This window comes from Nocardia sp. CC213A, from assembly GCF_030766805.1.
Lineage (GTDB): Bacteria > Actinomycetota > Actinomycetes > Mycobacteriales > Mycobacteriaceae > Nocardia > Nocardia otitidiscaviarum.
The window spans coordinates 158,539-173,564 of record NZ_JASFXA010000008.1; the positions used below are offsets into that span (position 1 = coordinate 158,539).

At 69.4% G+C, this 15,026-nt stretch carries 14 protein-coding genes; 8 read left to right on the forward strand and 6 right to left on the reverse strand.

Annotation, left to right across the window (positions count from 1 at the left end):
• The first annotated feature begins 24 nt into the window (after nucleotides 1-24).
• Entirely contained in the window at nucleotides 25-2,109 is a 2,085-nt protein-coding gene (locus tag QJS31_RS16875) for an acyltransferase family protein (protein WP_306357120.1), read from the forward strand.
• Between the two features lies 1 nt (nucleotide 2,110).
• Here the strand turns inward: QJS31_RS16875 and QJS31_RS16880 are convergent, their stop codons facing one another.
• Nucleotides 2,111-2,665 carry a TetR/AcrR family transcriptional regulator gene (locus QJS31_RS16880; RefSeq protein ID WP_306357121.1) on the reverse strand — a complete coding sequence of 185 codons (555 nt, stop codon included), beginning with the start codon at nucleotides 2,663-2,665 and terminating at the stop codon, nucleotides 2,111-2,113.
• A gap of 105 nt (nucleotides 2,666-2,770) precedes the next feature.
• Between QJS31_RS16880 and QJS31_RS16885 the strand changes: the two genes are divergently transcribed.
• Nucleotides 2,771-3,220 carry a PaaI family thioesterase gene (locus tag QJS31_RS16885; protein WP_306357122.1) on the forward strand — a complete coding sequence of 150 codons (450 nt, stop codon included), beginning with the start codon at nucleotides 2,771-2,773 and terminating at the stop codon, nucleotides 3,218-3,220.
• A 124-nt stretch (nucleotides 3,221-3,344) separates the two neighbouring features.
• On the opposite strand, the gene QJS31_RS16890 is transcribed toward QJS31_RS16885, so the two are convergent.
• Genes QJS31_RS16890 through kdpF form a run of 4 tightly spaced genes read right to left on the reverse strand, consistent with a single transcriptional unit; the run spans nucleotide 3,345 to nucleotide 8,218 of the window.
• Nucleotides 3,345-4,214, reverse strand: coding sequence for a potassium-transporting ATPase subunit C (locus tag QJS31_RS16890; RefSeq protein WP_306357123.1), 870 nt, complete (start codon nucleotides 4,212-4,214; stop codon nucleotides 3,345-3,347).
• A 1-nt stretch (nucleotide 4,215) separates the two neighbouring features.
• Complete coding sequence (kdpB, locus tag QJS31_RS16895; RefSeq protein ID WP_306357124.1) at nucleotides 4,216-6,357, reverse strand: potassium-transporting ATPase subunit KdpB; 2,142 nt, start codon at nucleotides 6,355-6,357, stop codon at nucleotides 4,216-4,218.
• Between the two features lies 1 nt (nucleotide 6,358).
• On the reverse strand, nucleotides 6,359-8,029 hold the full coding sequence (kdpA, locus tag QJS31_RS16900; protein WP_306357125.1) for a potassium-transporting ATPase subunit KdpA: 1,671 nt from the start codon (nucleotides 8,027-8,029) through the stop codon (nucleotides 6,359-6,361).
• Nucleotides 8,030-8,218, reverse strand: a complete 189-nt coding sequence (gene kdpF, locus QJS31_RS16905; protein ID WP_306357126.1) for a K(+)-transporting ATPase subunit F — start codon at nucleotides 8,216-8,218, stop codon at nucleotides 8,030-8,032.
• A gap of 258 nt (nucleotides 8,219-8,476) precedes the next feature.
• Here kdpF and QJS31_RS16910 point away from each other — a divergent pair, with 258 nt between their 5' ends.
• From QJS31_RS16910 to QJS31_RS16925, 4 genes are read left to right on the forward strand one after another with little or no spacing between them, the layout of a single operon-like run.
• A complete protein-coding gene (locus tag QJS31_RS16910) occupies nucleotides 8,477-8,626 on the forward strand; it encodes a hypothetical protein (RefSeq protein ID WP_195147129.1) in 150 nt (49 codons plus the stop codon).
• Nucleotides 8,623-11,172 (forward strand): sensor histidine kinase KdpD, encoded by a 2,550-nt coding sequence (locus QJS31_RS16915; RefSeq protein WP_282779398.1) that lies wholly within the window; start codon nucleotides 8,623-8,625, stop codon nucleotides 11,170-11,172. The genes QJS31_RS16910 and QJS31_RS16915 overlap by 4 nt, the downstream gene beginning before the upstream one ends.
• Complete coding sequence (locus QJS31_RS16920) at nucleotides 11,169-11,870, forward strand: response regulator (RefSeq protein ID WP_282779400.1); 702 nt, start codon at nucleotides 11,169-11,171, stop codon at nucleotides 11,868-11,870. The genes QJS31_RS16915 and QJS31_RS16920 overlap by 4 nt, the downstream gene beginning before the upstream one ends.
• 25 nt (nucleotides 11,871-11,895) lie before the next feature.
• Nucleotides 11,896-12,558 (forward strand): HAD family phosphatase, encoded by a 663-nt coding sequence (locus tag QJS31_RS16925; RefSeq protein ID WP_306357127.1) that lies wholly within the window; start codon nucleotides 11,896-11,898, stop codon nucleotides 12,556-12,558.
• Here the strand turns inward: QJS31_RS16925 and QJS31_RS16930 are convergent.
• Nucleotides 12,555-13,793 carry a Dyp-type peroxidase gene (locus QJS31_RS16930; RefSeq protein WP_306357128.1) on the reverse strand — a complete coding sequence of 413 codons (1,239 nt, stop codon included), beginning with the start codon at nucleotides 13,791-13,793 and terminating at the stop codon, nucleotides 12,555-12,557. The two genes, QJS31_RS16925 and QJS31_RS16930, sit on opposite strands and share 4 nt — an antisense overlap.
• A gap of 196 nt (nucleotides 13,794-13,989) precedes the next feature.
• Between QJS31_RS16930 and QJS31_RS16935 the strand changes: the two genes are divergently transcribed.
• Both QJS31_RS16935 and QJS31_RS16940 read left to right on the forward strand, forming a co-directional pair.
• Nucleotides 13,990-14,436, forward strand: coding sequence for a MarR family winged helix-turn-helix transcriptional regulator (locus tag QJS31_RS16935; protein ID WP_195147135.1), 447 nt, complete (start codon nucleotides 13,990-13,992; stop codon nucleotides 14,434-14,436).
• A gap of 98 nt (nucleotides 14,437-14,534) precedes the next feature.
• Nucleotides 14,535-14,984 carry a hypothetical protein gene (locus QJS31_RS16940; RefSeq protein ID WP_306357129.1) on the forward strand — a complete coding sequence of 150 codons (450 nt, stop codon included), beginning with the start codon at nucleotides 14,535-14,537 and terminating at the stop codon, nucleotides 14,982-14,984.
• Nucleotides 14,985-15,026: the final 42 nt, after the last annotated feature.

Below are 15,026 nucleotides of genomic sequence, written 5' to 3' on the forward strand. Positions count from 1 at the left end.
GCGATACTCCAGAATTGCCGCGCCATGTCTGTCTCTTCCACGTCATCGTCGACCACGCCGGGCACCGGGTCCGGCGACGCCGCCCCGCGCCGCCGCGAATACCGTCTCGACCTGGACGGCCTACGCGGAATAGCCATCGCGCTGGTGGTGGTGTTCCACATCTGGTTCGGCCGGGTGTCCGGCGGCGTGGACGTCTTCCTGGTGCTGTCGGGCTTCTTCTTCACCGGGATGCTGCTGCGGCAGGCCGAGACGGGTTCGGTGGGTATCCGGCAGACGCTGCGGCGCACCGGACGGCGGCTGCTCCCGGCCATGGTGGTGGTGCTGACCGCCGTGGCCGTCGCGACGGTCGTCTTCCAGCCGTACACCCGCTGGTCCGATATGGCCGCGCAGACGCTGGCCTCGCTGTTCTACTACCAGAACTGGTACCTGGCGGCGGCGTGGACCGACTACCTGGCGGCCGATCCCGCCGTGAGTCCGCTCCAGCATCTGTGGTCGATGTCGGTGCAGGGGCAGATGTACGTGGCGCTGCTGGCCCTGGTCGCCCTGGTGACCTTCGTCTGTCGCCGCAACGATCGAACCGGGTCGGTGACCGCGTGGGTGGCCGCGTTGTTCGGCGTGCTGGCCGTCGCCGCACTTCTGCATGCGACGCAAGGGGTTTCGAATCAGCAGGGCTGGAACTACTACGACACCTTCGCGCGCGCCTGGGAGCCGCTGGTGGGTGCGCTGCTGGCGATGGCCGCACCGCACATCGCACTGCCTCGCCTGGCCCGCGCGGTGCTGGCGGTCGCGGGCCTGTCCGCCATCGTGGCCTGCGGTTGGCTGATCGACGGCGCCGCCCGCTTCCCCGGTCCGGCGGCGTTGCTGCCGGTGGGCGCGACCGTGGCCCTCATCGCGGCGGGCGCGAATCTCGGTGGGGCGCGGCAGCCGTGGGTGAACCGGATGCTGGCCAGCGCTCCGGCGGTGCGGCTGGGATCGCTCGCGTACTCGCTGTACCTGTGGCACTGGCCGATTCTCATCTTCATGCTCGGCGAAACACAGTCGCGCACAGCGGGATTGGTCGGCGGTTCGGCGGTGATCGCAGCCTCCCTGCTGCTCGCCTACGCCACCAACCGCTTCATCGAGGAACCGCTGCGGGTGCGCGGTGAACCCACCGCCGACCGCGACTACCGGCTGCGCACCGGCTTCGCCACCGCGACCGTCGGCATTCTGCTGGTCGGATGCGCGTTCACCTGGCAGGTGATCAACGGCTCGAAGCTGCAACCGGTGGGCGAGCTCGATCCGGTGCGCTACCCGGGGGCGGAGGCGCTCATCGCGCACGCGCCGGTGCCCAATGCCGAGATGCGCCCGACCATCGCGGAGGCGCCCGCCGACAACGCCTATCCCACCCGGGACGGCTGCATCTCCGACTTCGACACCCGCGCCGTCATCACCTGCGAGTACGGCGACACCTCGGCGACCCGCACCATTGCCGTGGTCGGCAATTCCCATGCCGAGCACTGGATTCCGGCCCTGCACCTACTGGGTGAGGAGCACGGTTTCCGGCTGGTCGTCTTCCTGAAGATGGGCTGTCCGCTGACCGTGGCCGCGGAGCCCATGTACAAGGGTCTGCCCATCGCCGACTGCCGCGACTGGTCCGCGGAGGTCATCGACCGGCTCGGCGAGGACAAGCCGGACTGGGTGTTCACCACCGGCACCCGCCCCGCCGACGCGGGCGGCGACGAGACGCCGACGGACTACCTGGATGTGTGGACCGCCCTGGAGGATCGCGGCCTGCACGTGCTCGCGATGCGCGACACCCCGTGGTTGCGCCGCGACAAGGTGCGCTACCGCGCCATCGACTGTCTGGCCGCCGGTGGCGATCGGGTGAGCTGCGGCATGAAGCGGGAGGACGCGCTGTCCAACGTCAATCCGGCCGCCGCGCCCGCCGAGGACTTCCCGAATGTCTTCCCGCTGGATCTCTCCGACGCGGTGTGCCGTCCGGACGTGTGCTCGGTGATCGAGGGCAATATCCTCGTCTACCACGACGAGCACCACCTGACCGCGAGCTACTCGCGGTCGCTGGCACCGGAACTGGGCCGCCAGCTGCAACCGCTGCTGGGTTGGTGGTGAGCTAGCGCGGCAGCAGCGGCACCAGCTGTTCCCGCACCTCGTCCAGCGGCCGGGTCGTTTTCAACGCCCGCGCCTGGATGATGGCCCCCTCGATGGCGCTGAGCATGAATCCGGCCAGTGACCGCGCCCGCTCCTCGGGGAGACCCTGGCAGGTGAGCGCGGCGGCGAGCCGTTCGGTCCAGTCGCCGAAGGCCAGTGCCGCGACGGCCTGCACGCGTGGCTCGTCCTCGGCCAGGGCGGCGCTGACCACCGGGCAGCCCGCGCCGAAGGCGCTGCGTTCCAGATTGCGCTTCCACCAGTCGAGCAGGGACACCAGCCAGTCCTCCGCGGTGCCGGTGGACATGAACGTGTCGATGAGCGCGGACATGCGGTCGGCCGCCACCCGGGTGGCGGCCTCCACGAGTTCCCCCTTGCCCTCGGGGAAGTGCTGGTAGAGCGAGTTGCGGGAGGCGCGGCTGCGATCCAGCAGGGCGGACAGTCCCGCACCGTGCACACCCTGCTCCCGCACCAGTTCGATGGCGCTCTCGATCAACCGGTCCCGGGGTCCGGCGCTCATGCGATCTCCTGACGGTCGTGCGGCACGGGTCTTGCGTGAACCGATCGGTCCATGGTCCAATCATGACAGATGTGAACCGATCGGTTCATCGAAAGGATGCCATTCATGACCGCCCCCGAGATCGACTTCGCCGCACTGTCGGGCCTGGAGCTGCTGCGGACCGCCATGAGCATGTCGGAGCGCCCGCCCTACATCGGCGATCTGCTCGGTATCGAGGTCGATTCGCTGGAGGAGGGTGAGGTCGTGTTCAGCCTGCGCACCCGCCCGGACTTCGCCAACCCGCTCGGCACCACCCACGGCGGCATCTGCGCCACCCTGCTGGATTCGGTCATGGGCTGCGCGGTGCACACCACCCTCCCGGCGGGGGTCGGCTACACCACGCTCGGGCTGGAGATCAAATACATTCGCGCGGTCCCCACCGACGGCCGCACGCTCACCGCCACCGGCACCACCATCCACGTCGGCCGCACCACCGCCACCGCCGAGGGCCGCGTCACCGACGACCAGGGCCGCCTGGTCGCGCACGCCACCACCACCTGCGTCATCTTCCGCTGACGCCCCAACCACGTGCGCGGCCCCACATGTCGCGCACGCCAGAGCCGCCCCGATCGCCCGCCCTGCGCGATCGGGGCGGCTCGCCCGCCACGGCCGATGCCACACGACACCGATGCCGAAACGATCAGCCACGCAGCGGGAATCGACTGTCCAGGTCCAGGTTCAGTTCGAGCACGTTCACCCTCGGCTCACCCAGGAAGCCGAGATCCCGGCCGCTGGTGTGGGCCGCCACCAGTGCGCGGACCTCCTCGGCGGAAACACCGCGCGCCCTGGCCACCCGCGCGACCTGAATCGCGGCGTACGCCGGGGAGATGTGCGGGTCCAGCCCGCTGCCACTGGCGGTGACCGCGTCAGCGGGCACGGCCGGAACGGCCGGGACATCACCCGCGATCGGCACGAGACGGCCGATCGAGTAGTCCTCCCCCGCCACCGCGCACTCCACCGTCACGCCCCGATACGTGGCGAGAAACGGTGTGGCCGGGCAGAGTTCGTTGACACTGACCACCGTGGTGGGATGCTCGACCGTACCGTCGGCCGAGCGCGGGCCGATGACGGACAGCACCGCGCCGACCCCGGCCGGGGTGCAGTAGGCGCGTCGCCCGTCCACACCCTCGCGCTCGCCGACTTCCTTACTGCGCGTGCACACCTCGGTGAGCAGGCTGGTGGTGTCGGCGGTGTCGACGATGTCCTCCGGGCCGAGATTGCTCGCCGAGGTCGACAGGGGATCGTAGCCGTCGCCGGCCACCGACGGGCGGCTCTGGAAGTACTGCGCCAGAGCGTTGCCGTCGGCATCGGTGAAGGACTGCCCGATCAGGCTGGAGCCCACCACGCCTCCGTCCCGCTCGAGCAGCGAGCCATCGGCTTTGTCGCGCAGGCCGGGCAGCTGCGCCACCGCGAAAACCGCGACGGGATAGACGATTCCGGTGATCACGGTGAGCACCAGCAGCGCGCGCAGCGCCGCGAGATGTTGCCGAATCCAGGTTGACGTACGCATATCAGGACATCCCGGGGAGGTATCGGACCACGAGGTCGATGAGCTTGATGCCGAGGAACGGCGCGATGATGCCGCCGACGCCGTACACCGCGAGATTGCGGCTCAACAGCTTCGACGCCGCGGCCGGTCGATAGGCCACACCCCGCAGCGCCAGCGGGATCAGCGCCACGATGACGACGGCGTTGAATACGACCGCGGACAGGATCGCCGACTGCGGGCTGGCCAAGCGCATGATGTTCAGCGCGTCCAGGCCGGGGTACAGCACCACGAACAGCGCCGGAATGATGGCGAAGTACTTGGCGATGTCGTTGGCGATGGAGAACGTGGTGAGCGCGCCGCGGGTGATGAGCAGCTGTTTGCCGATCTCCACGATCTCGATGAGCTTGGTCGGATCCGAATCCAGATCGACCATGTTCCCGGCCTCCTTGGCCGCGGAGGTGCCGGTGTTCATGGCGACGCCCACATCGGCCTGAGCCAGGGCGGGCGCGTCGTTGGTGCCGTCACCGGTCATGGCGACCAGGCGGCCACCGGCCTGCTCGGAGGTGATGAGCGCGAGCTTGTCCTCGGGGGTGGCCTCGGCGAGGAAGTCGTCCACGCCCGCCTCCTCGGCAATGGCCTTGGCGGTCAAGGGATTGTCACCGGTGATCATGACGGTGCGGATGCCCATGCGGCGCATCTCGTCGAAGCGCTCGCGCATGCCTGCCTTGACGACATCCTTGAGATGGATGACGCCGAGCAGCCGGGCCGTGCCGTTCTGGATCTCCGCGACCACCAGCGGGGTGCCGCCGGAGGCGGAGATGCCGTCCACGGTCCGACCGACAGCCTCGGGCACCTCGCCGCCGTTGACCCGCACCCATTCGGTGACGGCGCTGGCCGCGCCCTTGCGCAGCCGGTGCCCGTCGTGCAGGTCCACGCCCGACATGCGGGTCTGGGCGGTGAACTCCACCCAGGTCGCCCCGGTCAGCTCACCCGCGTGCCGCTCGCGCTTGTTGTATGCCTGCTTCGCGTACACGACGATGGAGCGGCCTTCGGGGGTTTCGTCGGCGAGGCTGGAAAGCTGTGCGGCGTCGGCCATCTCGTCGGGTGTCACGCCCGGCATGGGCACGAACTCCGATGCCTGCCGGTTGCCCAGCGTAATGGTGCCGGTCTTGTCCAGCAGCAGCGTGTTCACATCCCCGGCGGCCTCCACGGCACGGCCGGACATGGCCAGCACATTGCGCTGCACCAGGCGGTCCATCCCCGCGATGCCGATGGCCGACAGCAGCGCGCCGATCGTGGTGGGAATCAGGCACACCAGCAGCGACACCAGCACGATGCCGGTGATCCCGTCGCCGGTCAGCGCCAGGCTGTCGGGCACCCCCGGATTGTCGGCCTTGGCGTAGATCGCCAGCGGCTGCAATGTCACCACCGCGAACACGAAGATGATGGTCAGCGCGGCGAGCAGGATGTTCAGCGCGATCTCGTTCGGCGTCTTCTGCCGACTCGCGCCCTCGACCAGCGCGATCATCTTGTCGATGAACGAGCCGCCCGGTTCCTGGGTGATCCGCACGACGATACGGTCCGACAGCACCGTCGTGCCGCCGGTCACCGCCGAGCGGTCCCCGCCGGATTCCCGGATCACCGGCGCGGACTCCCCGGTGATGGCCGATTCGTCCACCGAGGCGATGCCTTCCACCACATCGCCGTCACCCGGAATCACCTGCCCCGCCTCGACCACGACGTGGTCGCCGCGCCGCAACTCCGGGGCCGCGACCTGCTCCTCGATGACGTGCGCACCGGGTGACCAGTCGATCAGCCGCCGTGCCACGGTGTCGGTCTTGGCCTTGCGCAGCGTGTCGGCCTGCGCCTTGCCCCGCCCCTCGGCGACGGCCTCGGCCAGATTCGCGAAAAGCACCGTGGCCCACAGCCAGAGCACGATGGCCCAGCCGAAGAAGCTCGGATCCGCCAGCGCCAGCACGGTGGCCCAGACCGCGCCGATCTCCACGATCAGCATGACGGGGTTGCGCCACAGGGTGCGCGGGTCGAGCTTGCGGAAGGCGTCCGGCAACGACTTCAGCAGTAGCTCGGGGTCGAACAGCCCCCGCCGCGCCCGCCCCCTGCTCGGCTGCTCGGCCGAGGTGTGTTCGATGCTAGGAGCAGTCATATCAGTGGATTCCTTCGGCGAGCGGCCCGAGCGCCAGCGCGGGCAGGAAGGTCAGGGCGACCAGGATGACGGTCACGCCGACGACCATGCCGACGAACTGCGGCCGATGGGTCGGGAGCGTGCCGATCGATTCCGGGGTGCGACCCTGCCGGGCCAGCGAACCGGCCAGGGCGAGAACGAGAATCATGGGCAGGAAACGGCCGCAGGCCATGGCCAGGCCTAGCGCGGTGTTGAACCACGCGGTGTCGCCGGTCAGTCCGGCGAAGGCCGAGCCGTTGTTGTTGGCCGCGGAGGTGAAGGCGTACAACACCTCCGACAGTCCGTGCGGACCGGAGTTGAGCATGCTCGCGCGTTGGCCCGGCATGGCCATGGCGAGCGCGGTGCCGACGAGCACCAGCAGCGGCGAAACCAGGAAATAGGCCGCGGCCAACTTGATCTCACGCGGAGTGATCTTCTTGCCCAGATACTCCGGGGTGCGCCCCACCATCAGCCCGGCCACGAAGACGGTGATCACCGCGAGGATCAGCATGCCGTACAGCCCGGAGCCGACGCCGCCGGGCGCGACCTCGCCGAGCTGCATGTTGAACAGCAGCATGAGACCGCCCAGGCTGGTGTAGGAGTCGTGGAACGAGTCCACCGACCCGGTCGAGGTCAGCGTGGTGGAGGCCGCGAAGACGGCCGAGTTCGCCACGCCGAAGCGCTGTTCCACGCCCTCCAGGGACGCGCCGACGGCCGATGGCACCGTACCGTGGTGCCGCAGCTGGAAGAACAGCGTCAGCGACCAGCTGACCATGGCGATGGTGCTCATGACGCCCGCGATGGCGAAGCCCTGCTTCCGGCTACCGACCATGCGCCCGAAGGTGCGCGGCAGCGAGAAGCTGATCACCAGCAGCAGGAAGATCTCCACCCAGTTGGTCCAGGTCGTCGGATTCTCGAACGGGTGGGCCGAGTTGACGTTGTAGAAGCCGCCGCCATTGGTGCCCAGGTTCTTGATGGCCTCCTGGCTGGCGACCGGGCCGCCGGGCAGCGTCTGCCGCCCTCCCGCAACGGTATTCGCCACCTGGTCGTGCACGTGGAAGTTCTGCACGGCTCCGCCGATCACCAGGACCAGCGCCGCCACGAACGAGATCGGCAGCAGAATCCGGATGGTTCCCCTCACCAGATCCACCCAGAAGTTGCCCAGCTCGCCGGTGTGCCGGCGAGCGAATCCGCGGACCAAGGCCATGGCCACCGAGATGCCGACCGCGGCGGAGACGAAGTTCTGCACCGCCAGGCCGCCCATCTGCACCAGATGCCCGTAGGTGGATTCGCCGCCGTAGTTCTGCCAGTTGGTATTGGTGACGAAACTGACCGCGGTGTTCCAGGCCAGTGCGGCGGTCACCTCGGTGCCCTGCTCGCCGAGACGCAGCGGCAGCCTGCCCTGGAGCAGTTGCAGGAAGAACAGGAAGAGCACGCTGATGGCCGAGAAGGCGAGCACGCTGCGGGCGTACACGCCCCAGCTGTGCTCGACCTCGGGGTGCACCCCGATGAGCCGGTAGATGCGGCGCTCCACGCGGGAGTGCCGGGTACCGCTGTACACCCGGTACATGTAGTCGCCCAGCGGCGCATGGACGAGGGCCAACGCCAGCACCAGGGACGCCAGGAAGGCGATCCCCGCGGTAGTCGTGTTCACTCAGAACCTCTCCGGAAACAGCAGCGCCGCAATCAGATAGACGGCGATGCCGAAGGCCAGGACCAGACCGACGACGTTCTGGGTCACAGCCGCTCCACCCCCCGCTGGATCAGGCCGAGCAGGGCGAAGACCGCGACGGTCAACACCGTGAACACCACGATGGACATATATCCGAACCTCTCTCCTCACGAGCGCATCCGTGGATGCGCCGGAGTGAGTCAAGCGCCCGCTCGGCCGGATTTCGATGCTCTTGACGCTTCCTTAGCGCCCCGGCCCGCCGCTTTGACGAGTCGTTGACAGCAAACTCGCCGCGTGTCGTCGAAAATCGTCAACGCACCCGCACTTCGCGTCAAGAAACCGCTAATCTCCGGCCGATCGATATTCGCGGCGGTAAACAGTGTGAGACCCGAACGCGCGAGACCCGCGCACCTACACAAGGAGATGTCAGTGCCCGACATGGCGTGCACCCTGCTGGTGGTCTTCGGCTTCCTCACGGCGGCCCTGTGCCTGCGCGTCCTCGCCGGAGCGACCGCGGCGCGGCGCGTGCGGGTGGCGCGCGTCCCGCGCCGCGACCCACGCGCGATGATGAGGCAGTGAAACGCGGGCAACTGCGGATTTACCTGGGGGCGGCCCCGGGGGTCGGCAAGACGTATTCGATGTTGGCGGAGGCGCATCGGCGGCTGGCGCGTGGGCGCGATGTGGTGGCGGCGGTGGTCGAGACGCACGGGCGCGAGAAGACCGCCGAGCTGTTGGCGGGGATCGAGCGGATTCCGCCTCGGCTGGTCGAGTACCGGGGCACCACGATGCCGGAGCTGGATGTGGCGGCGGTGTTGCGGCGGGCTCCGGCGGTGGTGCTGGTGGACGAGCTGGCGCACACCAATGTGCCGGGAAGCGGCAACGAGAAGCGCTGGCAGGATGTGCACGAACTGCTCGACGCCGGGATCGATGTGATCTCGACGGTGAACGTGCAGCATCTGGAGGGCCTCAACGATGTCGTCGAGCGGATCACCGGGGTGGTGCAGCGGGAGACCGTGCCCGACTGGGTGGTGCGCGGGGCCGATCAGGTCGAGCTGGTGGACATCACGCCGGAAGCGTTGCGGCGCAGGCTCTCCCACGGAAATGTGTACGCCGCGAGCCAGGTGGACGCCGCGCTGCGCAACTACTTCCGCCCCGGCAACCTGACCGCGCTGCGGGAGCTGGCGCTGCTGTGGCTGGCCGATCAGGTGGACGCCGCGCTCGCGAAATACCGTGCCGACCACCGCATCACCGACACCTGGGAGGCGCGCGAACGCGTCGTGGTGGCGGTGACCGGTGGACCGGAGTCGGAGACCATCGTGCGGCGCGCCAGCCGCATCGCCACCAAGTCCAGCGCCGAACTGATCGTCGTGCACGTGGTGCGCGGCGACGGGCTGGCGGGGGTGTCGGCGCAGCGGTTGGCGCGGCTGCGGGAGCTGGCCACCGGTCTCGACGCCTCGCTGCACACCGTCGCCGGGGACGAGGTGCCTACCGCCCTGCTGGATTTCGCGCGCCAGGTGAACGCGACCCAACTGGTGCTTGGCACCTCCCGGCGGTCGCGGTGGGCACGCACCTTCGACGAGGGCATCGGGGCGGCCGTGGTGCAGCAGTCCGGCAGCATCGACGTGCACATGGTGACGCACGAGGAGTCCCGGCGCGGCGTCCGGTGGTCGGCGCTGTCCCCGCGCGACCGCGCCCTCACCTCCTGGGTGGCGGCGCTGCTGGTGCCCACGCTCATCTGCCTGGTGAATGTGCTGTGGCTGGACCGGTTTCTGGATCTCGGCGGCGAGAGCGCGCTGTTCTTCATCGGGGTGATCGCGGTCGCGCTGTTCGGCGGCGTGGCTCCGGCAGCGCTGTCCGCGCTGCTGTCGGGCCTGCTGCTGAACTGGTACCTCACCTCGCCGCGGCACAGCTGGACCATCTCCGAACTCGACAATCTCCTCACCATCGTGGTGCTGCTGCTGGTCGCGGTCGCGGTGGCGGCGCTGGTGGACGTGGCGGCGCAGCGAACCCGCGAGGCGCGCAAGGCATCCCGGCAGGCCGAACTGCTCACGCTGTTCGCGGGCGCGGTGCTGCACGGCGCGGATCTGCCCGCGCTGCTGGAACGCGCCCGCGAGACCTACCGGCAGCACGCGGTCAGCTTCGTCGCCGCCGACGGTGTGGTGGCGAGCGTGGGTGCGGATGCGCCGCAACGGGTTCCGGACGCCGATACCGCCATCGAGGCGGGCGACGGCCGCCACCGGCTGCTGCTGCGCGGCCCCCGGATCACCTCCGCCGACCGACTGGTACTCGGCGCGGTCGCGAATCAGGCCGCCGGACTGGTGAATCAGCGACAGCTGCGGGAGGAGGCCAGCGCCGCGCAGGCGCTGCTGGCGGCCGACAAGCTGCGTCGCGCGCTGCTGTCGGCGGTGAGCCATGATCTGCGCACCCCCCTGGCCGCCGCCAAGGCGTCGGTGTCGAGCCTGCGCAGCGACGATGTGGAGTTCTCCCCCGAGGACACCGCCGAACTGCTGGAGACCATCGAGGAATCGGTGGATCAGCTCACCGCGCTGGTGGGCAATCTGCTGGATTCGTCGCGGCTCATGGTAGGTGTCGTGCGACCGCGGATGCGGCGGGTATACCTGGATGAGGTGGTGCACCGGGCGCTGCTCGGCATGGGCACCCGGGGTCTGCGGCGGACGGCCCGCGACCGGGTGCGGGTGGCGGTCGACGGTATCTCGGTCCGCGCCGACAGCGGGCTGTTGGAACGGGTGCTGGCCAATCTGATCGACAACGCGGTGCGGTACTCCCCCGCCGACGCGCCCGTGCGGGTGACCGCCGAGCAGACCGGTGACCGGGTGTCGCTCACCGTGGTCGACACCGGGCCGGGCGTGCCCACCGGGATGGAGGACCAGCTGTTCGAACCGTTCCAGCGGCTCGGCGACCGGGACAATTCCACCGGCGTGGGACTGGGATTGTCGGTGGTGCGCGGTTTCGTGGACGCCATGGGCGGCACCGTGCACGCGGAACCGACCCCGGGCGGCGGATTGACGATGGTGATCGACCTACCCGCGGGTGGTGGTGACTCCGAAGACTCCACCGAGACGGAATCCCCGGCGGGTACGGCTACAGAACAGGAGATCGGGTGACGACATCGGCGACTGCGCCGACCAGGGTCCTCGTGGTCGACGACGAACCGCAGATTCTGCGGGCGCTGCGCATCAACCTGTCGGTGCGCGGCTACGAGGTGATCACCGCCGCGAACGGGGCGGCCGCGCTGCGAGCGGCCGCGGAGAAGCATCCCGACGTGGTGGTGCTGGATCTGGGGTTGCCGGATATGGACGGCATCGAGGTGCTCGGCGGGCTGCGCGGCTGGTCCACCGCACCCGTGATCGTGCTGTCGGCGCGCACGGACTCCTCCGACAAGGTGGAGGCGCTGGACGCGGGCGCGGACGACTACGTCACCAAGCCGTTCGGCATGGACGAACTGCTGGCCCGGCTGCGCGCGGCCGTGCGCCGGGCCGCGACCTCCGGCGACAATGCCGAGCCGGTGGTGGAAACCGCCTCCTTCACGGTCGATCTGGCCATGAAGAAGGTGACCCGGCACGGCAAGGATGTGCATCTCACCCCCACCGAATGGGGGATGCTGGAGATGCTGGTGCGCAATCGCGGCAAGCTGGTGGGGCGGCGGGAGCTGCTGCGCGAGGTGTGGGGTCCCTCGTACGCGACCGAAACCCATTATCTGCGGGTCTATCTCGCGCAGTTGCGGCGCAAACTCGAGGACGACCCGTCGCAGCCCAAACATCTGCTGACCGAGGCGGGCATGGGGTACCGGTTCCAGGCGTGAGGCCGGGATGGCGCACGATGGGGCCATGTCATTCCAGGCGATCGTGTTCGACATGGACGGCGTACTGCTCGACACCGAGCCCATCTGGGAGGAGGTCCGGCGCGGCTATATCGACGAGCTGGGCGGCCGCTGGCTGTCCGACACCCAGGACCGGCTCATGGGCATGAGCACCGCCGAGTGGGCCGCATACCTGAGCACCAACCTGCTGGATGGGCGGCGCACGCCCGAACAGGTGGCCGCGGACGTCATCGACCGCATGAGCGACCGCTACGCCGACCACCTGCCGCTCATGCCGCACGCGGTGGAGACGGTGCGCGGCATGGGCGAGCATTTCATCCTCGGCCTGGCCAGTTCGTCGCCGCGACGGCTCATCGACGTCGCCCTCGACCACATGGGGGTGACCCGGCTGTTCCGGGCCACCGTCTCCACCGAGGAGGTCTCGCGCGGCAAGCCCGCCCCGGACGGCTATCTGGCGGCGGTGGCCCGGCTCGGCATCACCCCCGAATCCGGCGCGGCCATCGAGGATTCCAGCAACGGCCTGCGCTCCGCCCACGCCGCCGGACTCACGGTGATCGCCGTCCCCCACCCACGCTACCCACCGGCCGAGGACGCCCTGAACCTTGCCGCCTACGTCGCCGACGGTCTGAAAGACCTGACACCCGAACTGGTTTCGTCGCTGGCGAGCTAGTCCAAGCCCAGCCCGGCGGCGACCGGCGCACCGGGTGCCACGCCGGGCGGTACGGCGAAGAGGGCGCTACCGGTGTGCTGGATGACCGCGTTCATCCGATCGGACGCGGCGAGTGCCCGCTGCGCCCGGATGAACTGTGCCGGCGGGTTGTTCATGTAGGCCACGAACAGCAGTCCGGCATCCAGGGAGCCGTGCCCGCCGTGGGTGTGGTTCGGATCGGTGCCCTCGGGGTGGCTGTGCGGGCCGACCGGTTCCGGCTCGCCGCCCGCGTTCGCGACGAGGGTGCCGTAGTCGTAGTTGTAGCCGCGGCGGAACATCGGGATGTCGTGGACCAGGCGGATATGGGCGTCGGCCGGAATGATCAGCTCGCCGTCGGCGGAGCGGGCGTCGAGGTCCACCGGATCGAATTCCCCGGTGCCGCCGAGCGGCGCGCCGTCACCGCGCCGACGTCCCACGATGCGATCCTGCTCGGCCAGCGCCAACATGTCCCAGTCGGCGGTCTTCATGCGGATCTTGCGGAACACCAGATAGCTGCCGCCGTGGAACCACGCGGGTTCGGCGGAGCCGTCCACCCAGACCGTGCGCGCGAACTCCGGGGTGCCGGGGCGGGGGTTGGCGGTGCCGTCCTTGTGGCCGAACATATTTCGCGGGGTGCCGCCGTCCTTCGGACGGCTCAGGAAGCCGTGCTGGGTCCAGCGCATCCGTCCCAGGCCCGGCAGCCGCGCCCGCAGCGACCGGAAGGCATGGCTCACCACCTGGGCGTCGTCGGCGCAGATCTGTACCAGGACGTCGCCGCCGCACCAGGCGGGATTCAGTGCGTCGCCGGGAAATTCGGGCAGCTGCCGCAGGTGTTCGGGGCGGCGGTCGGCCAGACCGAAACGGTCGTCGAAGAGCGACGGACCGAGGCCGAAGGTCACGGTCAGGCGGGCGGGATCGAGCCCACTGGCGAAATCGGTGTGATTGCTGAAGCCCGGATCGGTGTCGGCGGTATCCGGCACCCGCTCACCCGCGGTGAGCGCGACCGCGGTCTCCGTGCAGGCGGCCAGCAGCTCGCGCAACACCCCGCGATCCGGGCGCGCGACATCGCAGGCCAGGAAGAGCGCGTGCGACTGTACGACAGTCTCGATACCGGCCTGATGCGGTCCGTGGAACGGTTCGACGGATGGGTCCGCCGAGCGCTCCGGCGCGCTCACCCGGCCCGCCACGATCCCGGCGCTCGCCGCACCCGCCGCCATCAGTGCCGAGCCGAGGAGCGTGCGTCGCGGCAAACGGCCGGAGCCGCCAGAATTACTACGCGCAGTAGTAGATTCGTCCATGGGCTCGCAGCGTAGCCGCGCACGGGCCAACCTTCAACCAGACTGAAGGCTACCGCGACCTGCCAGCGCGCCCCGGCAACCACCCCCGCGCCGGAGCGTGCGCGAAAATATCCCGGTGACCACCCAGAACGGCCTGCCCGAACCGCCACCCGCCAGCACCTCGATCATCGTGCTGACCTTGGCGCATCGCATCGAGGCCGAACTCGGCGCGGCACTGGCCCCGCTGAGCCTCACCGTCGCCCGCCTGGCGGTCCTCGGCCATATCGCCGCCATTCCAGGGGCGTCGTTCAGCGAGTTGGCGCGCATGGGCGGCATCAGCGTGCAGAGTGTGCACACCGCGGTGAAATCCATGGTCGCCGCGGGACTGGTGCGCGATCGCACGGCTCGCGCCGGATCGGCGTCGACCATCGAACTCACCGCGAAGGGCAGACGCTTGCTGCGCGCGGCCCAGCAGGTGGTCGACGAGGTGGACGAGCGCCTGTTCGGAGCCGAGGCGGATCCCGACCGCCGCCGGATCGGCGAGGCGGTGATGGCGGCCTTCCGGGCCGGAAGCGGTTCCTGACAGCCACTTTCCCCGCCCGCGGTGACGTTTCCCACCCCCTTCAGCCTAACTGAAGCCTACTGCTACGCTTCAGCCACCCTGAAGGTTGGAGTGATGCCATGCAGAAGGCACTGCTGTCGATACACGTGCTGGCCGGAATCATCTTCGTCGGCGGTTCGGCCGTCGCCGCGAGCCTGTTCCCGCGCTACGCACCCGTCGCCGCCACCGCGGCCGGACCTCCCGCGCCCGAACGAAACCCGGCCGTCGCCAAGGCTTTTCATCGGATCACCGGCACCTACGCGCTACTGGCCCTCAGCGTGCCGATCGTCGGCATCATCCTGGCCACCGTCCAGGGCCGGATGAGCGAGATCTGGATCGGCCTCGCCATGGCCCTCACCTTCACCGCGGGCGGCCTGCTCGCCGTCGTCATCCACCCCATGCAGCGCCAAGCCCTCGACGCCCCGGACGACGGCAAGCGCCTGCGCACCCTCGGCATGCTCGCCGGAATCTACAACCTGCTGTGGACGGTCGTGGTCGTCCTCATGATCGTGCGCCCCGGCGCGGAATAGGAGAAGCTCATGTCACTCACCCCCCCCCCCCGCGACCCCGCT